At 71.8% G+C, this 15423-nt stretch carries 8 protein-coding genes; 6 read left to right on the top strand and 2 right to left on the bottom strand.

Annotated elements, in window-relative coordinates:
• Positions 1-15: 15 nt before the first annotated feature.
• Complete coding sequence (locus tag AW273_RS20915; RefSeq protein ID WP_062350368.1) at positions 16-549, bottom strand: hypothetical protein; 534 nt, start codon at positions 547-549, stop codon at positions 16-18.
• Between the two features lie 253 nt (positions 550-802).
• Here AW273_RS20915 and AW273_RS20910 point away from each other — a divergent pair, with 253 nt between their 5' ends.
• From AW273_RS20910 to AW273_RS20895, 4 genes are all read left to right on the top strand, one after another.
• Positions 803-1660 (top strand): fimbrial biogenesis chaperone, encoded by an 858-nt coding sequence (locus AW273_RS20910; protein WP_157555995.1) that lies wholly within the window; start codon positions 803-805, stop codon positions 1658-1660.
• The gene (locus AW273_RS20905) at positions 1653-10529 is read left to right on the top strand and encodes a DUF7927 domain-containing protein (protein WP_157555993.1); all 8877 of its coding nucleotides are present in this window, start codon (positions 1653-1655) and stop codon (positions 10527-10529) included. Before AW273_RS20910 ends, AW273_RS20905 begins: the two co-directional genes overlap by 8 nt.
• A gap of 62 nt (positions 10530-10591) precedes the next feature.
• On the top strand, positions 10592-11101 hold the full coding sequence (locus AW273_RS20900) for a hypothetical protein (protein ID WP_198168265.1): 510 nt from the start codon (positions 10592-10594) through the stop codon (positions 11099-11101).
• Between the two features lie 50 nt (positions 11102-11151).
• Positions 11152-11709, top strand: a complete 558-nt coding sequence (locus AW273_RS20895) for a DUF11 domain-containing protein (RefSeq protein WP_198168264.1) — start codon at positions 11152-11154, stop codon at positions 11707-11709.
• Here the strand turns inward: AW273_RS20895 and AW273_RS20890 are convergent.
• Positions 11699-12298 carry a TetR/AcrR family transcriptional regulator gene (locus AW273_RS20890; RefSeq protein ID WP_062350354.1) on the bottom strand — a complete coding sequence of 200 codons (600 nt, stop codon included), beginning with the start codon at positions 12296-12298 and terminating at the stop codon, positions 11699-11701. The genes AW273_RS20895 and AW273_RS20890 overlap by 11 nt on opposite strands.
• A gap of 91 nt (positions 12299-12389) precedes the next feature.
• Here AW273_RS20890 and AW273_RS20885 point away from each other — a divergent pair, with 91 nt between their 5' ends.
• Both AW273_RS20885 and AW273_RS20880 read left to right on the top strand, forming a co-directional pair.
• A complete protein-coding gene (locus AW273_RS20885; protein WP_062350351.1) occupies positions 12390-14423 on the top strand; it encodes an MMPL family transporter in 2034 nt (677 codons plus the stop codon).
• The gene (locus AW273_RS20880) at positions 14387-15412 is read left to right on the top strand and encodes an LLM class flavin-dependent oxidoreductase (protein WP_439648640.1); all 1026 of its coding nucleotides are present in this window, start codon (positions 14387-14389) and stop codon (positions 15410-15412) included. The genes AW273_RS20885 and AW273_RS20880 overlap by 37 nt, the downstream gene beginning before the upstream one ends.
• The last annotated feature ends 11 nt before the right edge of the window (positions 15413-15423 follow it).

Raw genomic sequence — 15423 nt, 5'->3', positions numbered from 1 at the left:
GCCTCCGGCCGGAGGTCAAGGTGAGCGTCTGAACCGGCGACGGGTCAGCACGATCAGAGCGGCGCCCTCCAGCGACGCGACCGCGCCCGCGAGGGCGAGGACCAGGAGGGCGTCGCCGTTCATTCCGGTGAACGGCAATTCCTCGGGCCTGGCCCCGGATTCGCGGTTCGCCTCCGAACTGCCTTGAACGCCGGAATCCCGGTGAATTGTCGAATCGCGGTTAATGTCTGAGTTGTCTGAGCCGCCCTCGAAGTTTTGGCCGTCGACATTGCCCTGAATGCCGTCGACACCACCCCTATGGCCGTCGTCGACATGATGGGTCATCGGCCTTCCGCGGTGCCCGTCCGGCTCCTCGGCGGACGGGTCCACCGGATGCGCCGGATGCGCCGGGTTCACAGGGTCGACCGGATCCACCGGGTCGACCGGACCGTCTGGGGGCAGCACCCGGATCGAGACCCCCATCGAGCCAGGATCCTCCGACGCCAGCGCGGCTGCCGGTGTGACGGCCGCGAACAACAGTCCCGCCAGCGCGGCGATGCCTTTTCTCATTTCTCCCCCGTATATCACTGCCCTCCGGCCCATATACCCAATTGGGGGAAGTAAGGCGCATCGGAGGAAGCTTTACGGAATATGACCCCACTGAAAACCATGGATGGAGACTAGGAATCCACGGACGATCTTGAGCAGTCCTCTTGGCGGTCGATTGACTACCTTCTCGAATTGATCGCTATGGGGGGCATTGCGGATGGTCAATTCGGTTCGGGGTGGCACGGCGGGATTCCTCGTCGTGTTGTGTCTTTTCTTGACCCAAGGCACACCGGTTCGGGCGGCCGAACCAGAGCCCGCCTTCTCGATGCAGGTCACGCCGACCCGGCTGATCGTCCCGGCCGGGACCTCCGAGCACCGGTTCGACGTGACCAACAAGGGCCGGGAGGCGTTCCAGGTCACCGTCGAGAAATCCGACTTCGTCGCCGGTGAGTCGGGGGCGATGCGATTCCAGGCCGGAGCGCCCTACGCGGCGGCGGCCTGGGCCGAGGTGAGTCCGGCGCGACTGACGGTGCCGCCGGGGGAGACCCGGCCGGTGACGCTGCGGGTGGTCGTGCCCCGGACCCCCGAACCCGGCGACCACCAGTTCGCGGTCATCTTCAAGGTCCCGGCGACGAAGACCACGGCGAACATCCGGATCAACCGGGGGATCGCCGCGCCGGTGTTCGTCACCGTGCCAGGGGCGATCGACAGATCAGCGGAGATCGCCGAACTGCGGGCGCCCGGGTTCGTGCTCGGCGGGCCGGTGCCGATCACCGCGCGGATCCGCGGCACCGGCACGGTGCACCGCGACTTCCGGGGGGCGGAGCGCCTCAGGATCCGGGCCGGCGGGTCGGACCTGCTGTTCCCCGACTTCACCGTCGTGCGGGGCGCGACCCGTGAGGTGGCGGCGACCTGGGACACGCCGCTCGTCTGCTTCTGCGACGTGACCGTGGCGGTCCCCGGCGGCAACACCCGGACGGTGCAGGTGGTCGTCTTCCCGCTGCACCTGGTCGTCGTCCTCGTCGCCCTCGTGATGGGCGGCGCGCTGATCTGGGTCGTCGCCCGGCACCGGTACCGGCGCCGGGTCGAGGCGGCCGCGCGTGAGCTGGCCGGGAGTGGGAGCCGTGTTTAGGCGGGCGCTCGCCGTCGGCCTCGTCGCGGCGGTCGTCCACGTTCCCGCGTCGGTGTCGCACGCCGCCGGGTCGACGCTGTTCGTGCAGCCGTTCAAGAACAACACGATCGCCTCCGCCTATCCGGTGTCGATCCCGGCGCTGCCCGCCGGGTCGGCCGGCACCAACGCCGTCTGCCTGTCGGCCGCCGGGAACACCACCGGGACCGGGCTCAAGAGCTGCACCACCTCGACCGACGCCAACGGTTCGGGCGTGTTGCGGCTGACCAGCGCCGTCACCAGTCAGCAGGGCGGGGTCTTCGGCGCCACGTCGGTGCCGACGTCGCAGGGCCTCGACGTGACGTTCAACATGTACCAGTACGGCGGCGGCGGCGCCGACGGCCTGGCGTTCGTCGTCGCGGCCGTAGATCCGGCCAACCCGGTGCCGCCCGCCACCATCGGGCGGCCCGGCGGTTCGCTGGGGTATTCGCCGTTCTCGGCCGGGGACGGGCTGGCCAACGCCTATCTGGGGTTCGGGTTCGACGCGTACGGCAACTTCAGCAACTCCTCCTACCAGGGCAGCGGGTGCAGCAACCCGCCCTACATCTCGACCACCACGACCGTGCCCGGTCAGGTCGTGGTGCGCGGGCCCGGCGCGGGCACCGTCGGCTACTGCGCGATCAACAGCACGGCCACCTCGACGAACTCGGCTGCCCTCCGGCTGCGGAGCACCACCCGTTCGGTGTCGGTGGTCCCGGTCGCGGTCGCGATCAACCCGACGTCGAGCACGCTGACCACCGCCGCCGGGTTGTCGGTCGCGGCGGGCACCTACGTGGTCCAGTTCACCCCGGTCAGCGGCGCCTCCCGCACGCTGACGGGCACACTGCCCACGGTGTCGTCGAGCCTCTACCCGTCGTCCACGTGGACGACGGCGGCGGGCATCCCCCGGCAGCTCGCGTTCGGCTGGGTCGCCTCGACGGGCGGCGTCACCGACTTCCACGAGATCGACAACGTCGTGGTCAACAGCCTCAACCCGGTGCCCGACCTGAGCGTGACGCAGACGAGCTACAACGGCTCGGCGCCGAAGCCGGGCGACCCGGTGACGTACACGGTCAGGCCGGTGGTGTCGGCGACGGGCGCCAACGAGACGCTGCCGATCTCGGTGACCGAGACGCTCCCGGCGGGTGTGGTGCCCGTGGGCGCGTTCGGCGCCGGCTGGGTCTGCGGGGCGCCGTCAGGGCAGAAGATCACCTGTACGAACTCCGGCACCCCCTTCGCCGGCGGCACGACCCTGCCCACGATCACCGTCGTCGGCATCGTCACCGGGAGCTCGGTGACGCCCTCGACGGTCCAGACCGGTTCGACGGTGACGGTCTCCTCCAACGACGGAAACCCGGGCATCGCGACCACCACCACGGCGGGCACGATCCCGGCCGCGCCGTCCGGCCTCACGTTGTCGACCACCAGCGGCACCATCGCGGGCGGCGGAAGCGTGACCGTCAGCGGGTCGAACCTGACCGGCGCGACCGCCGTCGAGATCGGCACCACGGCCGAGCAGCAGGCCGGCACCCCGGTCGTGCTGCTGCCGTGCTCCAGCGTGATCACCACGAACTGCTTCACCGCCAACGCCAACGGCACGCTGACGATCTCGTCGATGCCGTCGCGCCCGTCGGCGGCGGCCGTGACGGTGACGGTGGTGACCCAGGGCGTGGCGGGGTCCGCCGCCTACACCTACACCTCCGCGCCCGGCACCCCCGCCGCGCCCACCGCGACGGCGGGCGCGACCAGCGCGACCGTGACGTGGACCGCGCCGTCGCCGAACGGCAGCCCGATCACGGGCTACGTCGTCACGCCCTACCTGAACGGCGTCGCGCAGACGCCGATCTCCTACTCCTCCACCGCGACGACGCAGACGCTCACCGGCCTGACGGCCGGGGCCTCCTACACCTTCACCGTGGCGGCCGTGAACACCATCGGGACCGGAACGGCGAGCGCGCAGTCGAACGCGGTGGTGCCCTACACCGTGCCGGGGCGGCCGACGATCACCTCGGCGACCGCCGGAGACCTGTCGGCCACGCTGACCTGGTCGCCGCCGGCCGCGAACGGCGGCAGCGCGGTCACCGGTTACATCGTCACGCCCTATCTCAACGGGGTGGAGCAGACGCCGATCTCCTATCCGTCCACGGCGACGACGCAGACGGTGACCGGGCTGACGGCGGGGGCGTCGTACACCTTCACGGTCGCGGCGGTGAACGCGGCCGGCACGGGGTCGCCGTCCACGGTGTCCGCGACCGTGACGCCGAACGCCAACCCGCGGCTAACCTTCGGGCCGCCGCCGGGTGGTCAGGTGAACGTCGCCTACAACGTGCCGCTGACGATGACGGGCGGCACCGCGCCGACCACGTGGTCGATCAGCGCCGGGTCGCCGCCTCCGGGGGTGACGCTCAACCCGTCCACCGGCCTGCTGTCGGGCACGCCGACGTCGGCGGGCACCTACGACTTCACCGTCAGGATCGTCGACGCCGGCGGGCAGAGCGACACCCGGGCGGCGACGGTGACGATCGTGCCGCCTCCCGTGCTGACCGTTCCGACGCCACCGGCCGCGCAGGTGGCCGTGGCCTACAACCTGCCGCTTTCGGTGTCGGGCGGCACCGGCCCCTACACCTACTCGCTCGCCTCGGGGACGCTGCCGCCCGGGGTGACGCTGAACACCTCGACCGGGCTGATCTCGGGCACCCCGACCACGCAGGGCGCCTACGCCTTCACGGTGAAGGTCACCGACACGAACGGGCAGAGCGACACCAGGTCGGGCACGGTCACGGTCGGGGCCGGGCCGCTGGTCATCACCAAGACGGCCGACCAGTCGGCCGCGGTCCCGGGATCCACCGTCTCCTACACGATCACCGTGGCGAACACCGGTCCGTCGGCCTTCACCGGGGTCACCCTGAGCGACCCGCTGGCCGACGTGCTCGACGACGCCACCTACGACGGCGACCTCGCCGCCTCGCTCGGGAACGTCTCGTTCGCCGGGCAGAACGTCACCTGGACCGGCAATCTGGCCGCCGGGGCGACCGCGACGATCACCTACTCGGTGACCGTGCGGACGGGCGGGAACGGCATCCTGACCGACACGGTCTCCTCGCCGGCCTCGGGCACCAACTGCGCCGCGTCGAGCGGCGACAGCCGCTGCCGGTCGACGGTCACGCTGCAGGCGCTCGTCATCGGCAAGACGGCCGACGCGGCCGGCCCCACGCCGGGGGCGACCGTGAACTACACCATCACGGTGACCAACACCGGGAAGACGGCGTACTCCCCGGCCACGTTCTCCGACGCGCTCGCAGGAGTGCTCGACGACGCGACGTACAACAATGACGCGGCGGCGACCTCGGGCACCGTGAACTACGGTGCGCCGACGTTGTCGTGGTCGGGCAACCTGCCCGCGGGCGCGTCGGCCACCATCACCTACTCGGTGACGGTCCGCGACCCCGACCCCGGCGACCGCTCGCTGACCAACACGGTGACCTCGGCCAGTCCGGGGAACAACTGCCCGTGCACGAGCACCGTCACGACGCTGGTGCCGCGGCTCACCGTCACCACCGCCACCGACGTGTCGAGCACGACGCCGACCGGGGTGGTGCGCTACACGGTGACCGCCACCAACACCGGGCAGACGACCTATCCGGCGGCGAACTTCACGCTCGCGCCGGCCGGAGACGCGACATACGGCAACGACGCGACCGCCACCTCGGGCAACCTGACGCTGAACCCGAACGGGACGATCACCTGGACCGGCCCGCTCGCGCCCGGCCAGTCGGTGACCGCCACCGCGTCGGTCACCGTCGGCAATCCCGCCACGGGCGCGGTGACCGGCAACGTCACCTCGACGACGGCCGGCCTGAACTGCGTGTCGTGTACGACGTCCGTCCCGATCCTGCAACCGCGGCTCACCCTGACGAAGACCGCGAGCTCCCCGACCGTCACACCCGGCGACACGGTCACCTACACGATCACCGCCGCCAACACCGGCCAGACTCCCTACCAGGGCGCGACCTTCACCGAGTCGCTGGCCGGCGTGCTCAACGACGCCGTCTACAACGGCGACGCCGCGGCCACCTCCGGCACGCTCTCCTACAACGCCCCGGTGCTGTCGTGGACGGGCGACCTCGCGGTGGGGGCCACGGCGACGGTGACGTACACGGTGACCGTGAAGAACCCCGATCCCGGCGACCGCCTCATGATCAACACAGTGGTGTCGTCGACGCTGGGCAGCACCTGCCCTTCGGGGTCGTCGAACCCGAACTGCACCTCCGTGGTGAACGTGCTCGTGCCCGGCCTGTCGATCACGCGGCAGGCCGACCGGACCGGCGCCGTCCAGGGCGACGTGATCCGCTACACGATCACGGCCGAGAACACCGGCCAGACGCCCTACACCGGGGCGAGCCTGACCGACCAGCTCGCCCAGCTCCTCGACGACGCCGTCTACAACGGCGACGCCGCCGCGAGCTCCGGCACGGTGACGTACACCGCGCCGAACCTGACCTGGACGGGGAACCTCGCCGTCGGCGCGACCACGACGATCACCTATTCGGTGACGGTGCGCGACCCCGACCCCGGCGACGGCCTGATCACCGGGACGGTCGTCTCGACCGACCCCGGGTCGACCTGCCCGACCGGCTGCTCCTCGACGGTGCGCCTGTCCAGGCTCGCCCTCAGCCAGGCCTTCACCGAGACGAGCACCACACCCGGCTCGGTCATCCACCTGAGCGCGACGTTCGCCAACACGGGCCAGATGCCCTACACGGGCCTCACCGTGGCGGCCTCCAGCGCCGACGTGATCGACGACGCCGTCCCGAACGGCGACCAGGTCGCCAGCTCGGGGAACCTCGTCCTGGGTCCAACCGGCATCAACTGGACGGGCGACATCCCCGTCGGCGGCACGGTGACCGTCACCGGCACGCTGACCGTGCGGAACCCCGGCACCGGAAACAAGGTCATCCGGGGCACGCTCGTCTCCGACGCGCCGGGCGGCTCCTGCCCGGCCGGCGGGACCGACCCGGCCTGCACCGCGCGGATCGACGTGCTGGTCCCCGCCCTGACCATCACGACCACGCCCGGCACCACCACCCAGGAGCCCGGCGGCGTCGTCCACTACACGACGACGATCACCAACACCGGCCAGACGCCCTACACCGGGATCAGCGTGACCGACGACCTGAGCAGTCTGCTCGACGACGCCGTCTACGGCAACGACGCGTCGGCCACGACGGGCACGGCCGTCTTCGCCACGCCGCAACTGACCTGGACGGGCGACCTGGCCGTCGGGGCCTCCGCGATCGTCACCTACAGCGTGACCGTCCGCGACCCCGATCCGGGCGACAAGCAGCTCATCAACGCGGTGACCTCGGCCGCGCCGGGCAGCACGTGCGTCCCGGCCTGCACGTCGAGGGTGGTCGTGCTGACTCCGGCGCTGACCGTGGCGACCTCGGCCGACCGGCAGACCGCCGTTCCCGGCGACACCGTCACCTTCACCACGACGATCACCAACACCGGCCAGACGCCCTACCTGGGCACCACGGCGCTCACCGACCTGGCGGGGCTGCTCGACGACGCCGCGTACGGCGGCGACGCCGTCGCCACGTCGGGGTCGGTGGCCTACACGGCGCCGGTGCTCACCTGGACCGGCGGCCTCGCCGTCGGCGCCGGTACGACGATCACCTTCACGGCGGTCGTCGACAACCCCGACCTGGGCGACAGGCGGCTGACCGCGGTGACCACCTCGGCGGCCAAGGGCGCCGACTGCCCGGCGGGGTCGGCCGGCACGCCGTGCGCGGTCACCGTGCCGGTCACCGACGTCACCGACCTCACCTTCACCAAGACGGCCGACCCGTCGTCGGTGGTGCGGGGCGGGGTGGTGACGTACACGATCACCGTGGCCAACTCCGCCGCCACGACCTATGTGGGGGCGACCTTCACCGACCCGCTGACGGGGGTGCTGGACGACGCCACGTACAACGGCGACCTGACCGCGACGTCGGGCACGGCCGCCTTCACGTCGCCGAACGTGACCTGGACCGGGAACGTCCCGGCCGGGGGCGCGGTGACGGTCACCTACTCGGTGACGGTCGATCCGGTGCGCGGCTCCGGCGACGACCTGCTCACCGGCGCGCTCACCTCGGCCTCGCCCGGGGGCAACTGCCCGGCCGGCGGCGCCGACCCGCGCTGCTCGGCCGGGGTCACCGTGTCGGAGCTGGACATCGCCGTGTCGTCCAGCGCCGGCAGCGTCAAGCCGGGGCAGGCGTTGCAGCTCACCGCCGTGTTCACCAACACCGGGCAGACGCCCTATCGCGGGATCCGCGTGTCGATCCCCGCCGGGGACCTGGTCGACGCGGCCACGCCGACCGGCGACACGACGCTCACCTCGGGGACGTTGTCGGTCGAGGGTCTCGACCTCGTCTGGACGGGCGACGTCCCCGTCGGCGGCAGCGTCACGGTGGCGTCGCCGTTCACGGCCAACGCGCCGCCGACCGGGAACCGGCGGATCGCGACCCGGGTGGTGTCGGCCGCGCCGGGCTCGAACTGCCCGGCGGGCGGCTCCGGCCCGTCGTGCGCGCTCGACGTGCCCGTGCTGGTGCCGGAGCTCACCATCGCCAAGACGGCCGACCGCGTGACGGCCGAGCCGGGCGACGTGGTGGCGTACACGATCACGATCGCGAACACCGGCGAGACGCCCTACACGGGGATCAGCGTCACCGACCCGCTGGCGGGCACGCTCGACGACGCGGTGTACGGCGCGGACGCCGCCGCCACGACCGGTTCGGCGGCCTTCGCCGACTCGGCGCTGACCTGGACCGGCGACCTGGCGGTGGGAGTGTCGGCGACGGTGACCTACACGATGACCGTGCGGTCGCCCGACCCGGGCGACAAGATCATGGCCAACACGGTGACGTCGGACGCCGAAGGAGTGTCGTGCGGGGCGTGCGCGAGCAGCGTCCAGATCCTCACCCCGGCGCTGACGATCGTGAAGTCGGCGAGCCCGGGGTCGACGGCCCCGGGCGGGACGGTGACCTACACGATCACGGCCACCAACTCCGGGCAGACGAGCCACCCGGCGGCCACGTTCACCGACGCGCTGGCGGGGGTGCTCGACGACGCCGTCTACAACGACGACGGCGGCGCCACGAGGGGGACCGTCGGCTACTCGCCCGGCGAACTCGCCTGGACGGGCGCGCTGGCTCCCGGCCAGTCGGCGACGATCACCTATTCGGTCACCGTCCGGAACCCCGACCCGGGCGACCGGATGTTGTCGAGCCGGATCACCTCCCCGACGACCGGCGGCAACTGCGGGACCGACCCGCGCTGCGGGACCGACGTGCCGGTGGCGGTGTTCACCGTCGTCACCGCCACCGACCGCACGGTCGCGATGCCGGGTGACGTCGTCCGCTACACGGTGACGGCGACCAACACCGGCCGCACGGACCTCACCCCCGGCGACTTCACGTTGTCGCTGGCCGGCGCGCTGGCGAACGCCGAGTACAACAACGACGCCCTGGTCGGCGGCGGCGCCCTGACCTTCAACCTCGACGGCTCGGTCACCTGGAACGGCCCGCTGGCCCCCGGCGAGTCGGTCACCGCGACCGCCTCGATCACCGTGATCGACCCGGGCGGCGACGGCGGCACGCTGACCAGCGAACTCGCCTCCACGACGCCGGGCCTCGACTGCCAGGCCTGTACGACCACGGTCACCGTCCTCATCCCGGAACTGACCCTGACCACGGTCGCCGACCGGCAGACCGCGACCCCGGGCGACGTCGTGACCTACACGATCACCGCCGCGAACACCGGCGAGGCGCCCTACCAGGACGCGACCTGGAGCACGTCCCTGGTCGGTGTGCTCGGCGACGCGGACTACGGCGGCGACGCCACGGCGACCTCGGGCGTGGTGAACTACGCCGAGCCGACGTTGTCGTGGACCGGCGACCTGGCCGTCGGCGCGGTCGTCACGGTCACCTTCTCGGTGCGCGTCAAGGATCCGGATCCGGGCGACGACCGGCTCACCCAGCAGGTCGTGTCGCCGACGAGCGGCGCGACCTGTCCGGGCGGCCCGTCGTGCTCGACGACCGTGCGGGTGCTGACGCCACAACTCACGATCACCAAACAGGCCGACACGGCGAGCATCGTGGGCGGGGGCATCGTGCACTACACCGTGACGGTCGCCAACACGGGGGAGACGTCGTACACGGGGGCGACCTACACCGACCCGGTCGGCGTGGCGATCTACGGCGGCGACGCCTGGGCGTCCTCGGGCTTCGTGTCGCCTGTCGACGGCGAGCTGATCTGGACGGGCGACCTGGCGGAGGGCGTGACGGCGACCGTCACCTATTCGGCGCGGATCGACCCGGCCGCCGGGAACGGCACCCTGGCCACCACGATCACGTCGCCCACCCGGGGCTCCAACTGTGCGGTGGGTTCGTCCGACCCGCGCTGCTCGACGACCATCGGCGTGCTCGCCCAGAGCATCGCCCTGGCCGACCTGACCAGGAACTTCACCCTGACCGGCCCACCCGACAGCACGCGACGCGGCGACGGCGTCGTGACGATGAACGTCATCACCAACAGCCCGACCGGCTACACGGTGACCGTGCGGTCGTCGGCGACCGCGCTGACCTCGCCGGTGACCGGCGCCTCGATCCCGATCTCCGCGCTGAAGGTGCGGTCGCCCGGGACGTCGGGGTTCCGGCCGCTGTCGGCGACGACGCCGATCGTGGTGCACCAGCAGTCCCGGCCGTCGGCGCAAATCGGAGATTCACTCTCGAATGATTATGAGGTTGATATTCCTTTTGTTCCGAGCGGGAGCTATTCGGTGACCCTCGACTACATTGCCAGCACATCGTGAGTTTAACTACGGTAAAACGCGGTGATCATGGCTGACGAGGTTAATTGAAAGGGATGGGACAAATGCCTGACATCAAAATCGCGTGCGCGGCTTTCGCCTGCCTCGCGGGCGTGCTGCACGCCGTGCCCGCCGCCGCCGACACGGCCACCGGCAACACCGAGGCGATCGTCGCGGTCACCGACGAGATCACTCTCACCGAGCTGACCCCGTCGTTCACGCTGACCGGCGTGCCGGGTGCGGTCGTGACCACCGCGTCCCCGGTGACCATGCGCGTGACCACGAACAACTTCGCCGGCTACACCGTGACGGTGCAGCCGACGACGCCCAACCTGCTGCCGTCGATCGGCGGCTCCGCCGACGTCATCCCGGCCTCGCTGCTGGAGGTGAGCGGCCCGGCGCAGGCGGGCACCTTCACTCCCGTGAACCCGGCGGCGCCGGTCGTCGTCGACACCAAGGCGTCCGCGTCGGCGCCCACGGGCGACGTCATCGCGAACAACTACCGCATCACCGTTCCGTTCGTCCGCCCCGACACCTACACGGGCACGCTGAATTACATCGCCACCACGCTCTAATGCCGGAGAATGGCCGGCGGAATATTCGTCCGCCGGCCTCTGGAGGGACCATGGCGTTTTGGGGAAAAGTCGCGGCGATAATCGCCGTGCTGCTGTTCGCGGCGCCGGCCGCACACGCGAAACCGAAAGTCCAGTTGACCATCGCGGTCGAGGGCGGCGGCGATGCGATCCGGCAGGGGCAGCGGCTGACCTACACGACGACGGTGACCAACACCGGCGCCGGCGACGCCAGGTCCCTCGACATCAGCCAGACGATCGACCCCGGCCTGACGCTGGTCTCGTCGTCGCCGTCGGGGAAGGCGGCCGACGGCCGGGTGCGCTGGACGCACCCGCTGAGGGCCGGCGAGACCGTGACGTTCAGCGTGACCATGGACGTGAAGCGGCTGACCCCGGGCCTGAAGCGCCTGGCGGTGGTCTCGTGCGCGGCCCGCTCGGGTGAGGCGCGGCCCCTGGTGTGCGCGACCGACTCCGCCCCCGTGGCCGCCCCCGCGCCGGTGGCCATGAAGACCCAGGGGTCGTCGGTGCCGGTGGCCTGGGGGGCGGGCGCCGCCCTGCTGGCGGTGCTGCTGGTGCTCGTGTGGCGCCGCCGGACGAGCGCTACGCGCTGAGCGACGTCAGATATCCCCCCAGCACCCGTTTGAGCTCGGCGATCTCGGCCGGGCGCTCCTCCTCCGGCGCCGCCGCCACGAGCGGCGTCATGGCCTGGAAGACGCGGACCAGCACCCGCGCGCTCCTCGCCCTGTCGGCCGGGGCGAGCCCCGGCACCCGGGCGTCCAGGATCGACTCGACCTGCCCCAGCATCGCCGCCTGGATCGGCTGCGACGACTCGGCGAGCGCCGACGGCATGTCGGGCCGGGCGAACAGGGCCTTGAACCCCGGGTTGGCGAGGTTGAACGCCACCAGCGGGTCGACCACCAGGTCGAGCAGCTCGCCGAGGTCCATGCCCGCGACGTCGGCCCCGCCGAACGCCGAGGCGTGGGCGGCCCGCATGTCGGTCACGAACCGGTCGGCCAGCGCGCGGGCCACCGCCTCCTTGCTCGGGAAGAACTGGTAGAGCGACCCGGGCGAGATGCCGGCCCGTGCGGCGATGGCGTTCGTGGACGCCTTCTCGTAGCCCAGTTCGGCGAAGGCGTCGGCCGCCGCGTCGAGGATCTCGGCCATCCGCCGCTCACCGCGCGCCTGCCGGCGTCGCTCCATCACGATCTCCCTTGAAAACGCGAGCGACCGCTCGTATTGTTCAAACGCGAGCGATTGCTCGCAAAAATCCTACCAAGGGGATCGATTCGTCGTGCGCGGAGCCAGATGGGTGCTCGTCCTGGGTGTCCTGATCACGCTCGCCGCCGGAGCCGTGGCCGCCGGAACGCTCAACGCCCTGTCCCTCAACCGCTTCGAGGCCCCCGGCTCGGAGTCGATGCGGGCCAAGGAGGCGCTCGCCGACCGGTTCGGCACCGGCAGTCCCAACCTCGCCCTCCTCGTCACGGCCCGGCGGGGCACCGTCGACGACCCGGAGGTGGCCGAGGCGGGCCGCGAGCTGACCCGCGAACTCGCCGCCCGGTCCGGGGACGCCTGGTCGTACTGGACCCGCGGCTCGGCCACCCTGCGCAGCCAGGACGCCCGCCAGGCGCTCGTGCTCGCCTGGATCCCCGGCGACGCCGACACGGTGCGGCGCGCCGTGCTGCCCGCGCTGGTCCCGTCGTTCACCCGCGACGGGCCGCTGGTCAAGGTCGAGGTCGGCGGGGGAGACGAGGTGTTCCGGCAGGTCATGGAGCAGGCCAGGGCCGACTTCCTGCGCGCCGAGCTGGTCGTGCTGCCGATGGTCCTGCTGCTGCTCTGGCTGGTCTACCGCCGGTTCGCCGCCGCGCTGGTCACCCTCGCCGTCGGCGTCGCGGCCGTGGCCGGCTCGCTGGCGCTGATCCGCGGGGTGACCCTGTTCACCGACGTCTCCACGTTCGCCGCCAACCTCGCCCTCGTCATGGGCGTCGGCCTCGGCGTCGACTACGGCCTGTTCGTCGTCTTCCGGTTCCGCGAGGAGCTCGGCCGGGGCGCGGAGGTCGCCGAGGCGGTCGCCCGGACCGTCCGGACCGCCGGGCGGACCGTCGTGTTCAGCGGCGTCACCGTCGCCGCCGCGCTCGCGGTCCTGCTCGCCTTCCCGTTCCCGTTCCTCCGGTCGTTCGGGTACGCAGGCCTCGCGGTCGTCGCCGCCGCCGTCCCCAGCGCCACGGTGCTGCTGCCCGCGGCGCTGCGGCTGCTGGGCCACCGGGTCACCCGGCGGCGCGCGGCGGCTCCGCCGGTCTTCTGGGGGGAGGTGGCCACCCGGGTCATGCGCCGGCCGCTGTTGCTCGGCGGGGCCGCGCTGGCGCTCGTCCTGCTGCTCGGCGCGCCGTTCCTCGGCATCAGGTTCGGCCTGCCCGACGACCGCGTGCTGCCGGAATCGGCCCCGGCCCGTCAGCTCTACGACCAGGTCAGAGCCGGTTTCCCGGTCGAGGAGGCGGACGCGGTCCAGGTCGTCGCGCCCTCGGGGATCCTTCCGGCCGCCTACGCGGCGGAGTTGTCCCGGATCGAGGGCGTCGCCCGGGTCGACTCGGCCGCCGGGTCGTTCGCCGACGGGCGGCCGGTCGAGACGCCCGAGGGGACCCGGTTCGCGGCCGGAGGCGCGACCTGGTTGTCGGTCGTGGCCTCCGGCGACCGGCTGGAGCTGGTCGCCGACATCCGGTCCGTGCCGGCTCCCGCCGAGGTCGTCGTCGGCGGCTACCCGGCCGAGCTGACCGACTACCGCGACGGCGTCGTCGGCCGCCTGCCGCTGGTCGCCGGGCTGATCGTGCTGGTCACGTGTGTGGTGCTGTTCGTGATGAGCGGCAGCGTCGTGGCCCCGCTGAAGGCGGCGGCGCTGAACCTGCTGAGCCTGTCGGTGATGTTCGGCGCGCTGGTCTTCCTCTTCCAGGACCGAACGGGCAGCATCGAGCCCAGCATCCCGATCCTGATGTTCTGCGTCGCCTACGCCCTGTCCATGGACTACGAGGTCTTCCTGCTCTCCCGGATCAAGGAGGAGTACGACCGCACCGGTGACGTCGTGACCTCCGTACCGAACGGGATCGCGCGGAGCGCGCCGCTCGTCACCGCGGCGGCCGCGATCCTGGCGGCCTCCTTCGCCGTGTACGCCACCTCCGGCGTCGTCTTCCTCCAGATGCTGGGCGTGGGAATGGCCCTCGCGGTCGTGGTCGACGCGACGATCATCAGAGGGGTGCTGCTGCCCGCCGCGATGGCGCTGGCCGGGCAGGCGAACTGGTGGGCGCCGCGACTACTGACAAGGAGACGCCGCTGATCCGCATCGGGATCTTCCTGGTCGGCGCGTTGTTCCCCGGCCAGACCTCCGGCGAGGTGCTGCGGAACACCGTCGAGACCGTCGTCGCCGCCGAGCGGGCCGGCTTCGACGACGCCTGGCTCGCCGAACACCACTTCATGTCCTACGGGGTGATCCCCTCGGCCGTCACGCTGGCGGGGGTGGCCCTGGGCCGCACGTCGCGGATCCGCGTCGGGACGGCGGTGAGCGTGTTGTCCACCCGCCATCCGGTCGCCCTCGCCGAGGAGGCCGCGATCCTGCACCACGCGTCGGGCGGCCGGTTCGAACTCGGCGTGGGGCGCGGCGGCCCGTGGGTCGACCTGGAGGTCTTCGGCACCGGCCTGCCCCGCTTCGAGCGGGGCTTCGCCGAGTCCCTCGACCTGCTGCGCGCGGCGCTGACCCGGGAGAGCGTCTCGGCCGACGGGGAGTTCTTCCGCTTCCGCGAGGTGCCGATGACGCCCTCGCCACCCGGCCTGTGCCCGGTCGTCGCCTGCACGTCGGACGAGACCGCCGACCTGGCCGCCGCGCGCGGCCTGCCGATGTTGCTGGGCATGCACGTCGGCGACGACGAGAAGGCCGCCACGCTCGCCCGCTACGCGAGCGGGGCGGCATCGGCCGACCACATCGGGGCGGCCGTCGGCTTCGTGGCCGACACGACCGACCAGGCCGTGGCCGAACTGAAGCAGGCCATGCCGCGATGGCTCCGCCCCGGCCTGGCCGGTTACGTCCCGGTCGACGACCGCCCGCGCCCCGCCCGGGACGTCGACGCCTACGTCGACCTGCTCTGCCGCATCCACCCGGTCGGCTCGCCGGAGCACTGCGCGCGGGTCATGCGCGAGACGCTGCGCAAGACCGGCCTGAACCGGGTGATCCTCCTGGTGGAAGGCGCGGGCGAGCACCGCAGGACGCTGGAGAACGTGGCCAGGCTCGGCCGGGAGCTCCTGCCGCGCCTGAGATTGCCTATAAATTAGGTAGGTAAAGT

This window comes from Herbidospora yilanensis (assembly GCF_001570565.1).
Lineage (GTDB): Bacteria > Actinomycetota > Actinomycetes > Streptosporangiales > Streptosporangiaceae > Herbidospora > Herbidospora yilanensis.
The sequence above is the reverse complement of the archived record's forward strand: the minus strand, read 5'-3'. Positions and strand labels throughout refer to the sequence as shown.

Bases quoted from the DNA above. Each gene is read 5' to 3' on its own strand.
- AW273_RS20895 (WP_198168264.1), top strand. From the start codon at position 11,152: ATGGCGTTTTGGGGAAAAGTCGCGGCGATAATCGCCGTGCTGCTGTTC.
- AW273_RS20890 (WP_062350354.1), bottom strand. From the start codon at position 12,298: ATGGAGCGACGCCGGCAGGCGCGCGGTGAGCGGCGGATGGCCGAGATC.
- AW273_RS20915 (WP_062350368.1), bottom strand. From the start codon at position 549: ATGAGAAAAGGCATCGCCGCGCTGGCGGGACTGTTGTTCGCGGCCGTC.
- AW273_RS20900 (WP_198168265.1), top strand. From the start codon at position 10,592: ATGCCTGACATCAAAATCGCGTGCGCGGCTTTCGCCTGCCTCGCGGGC.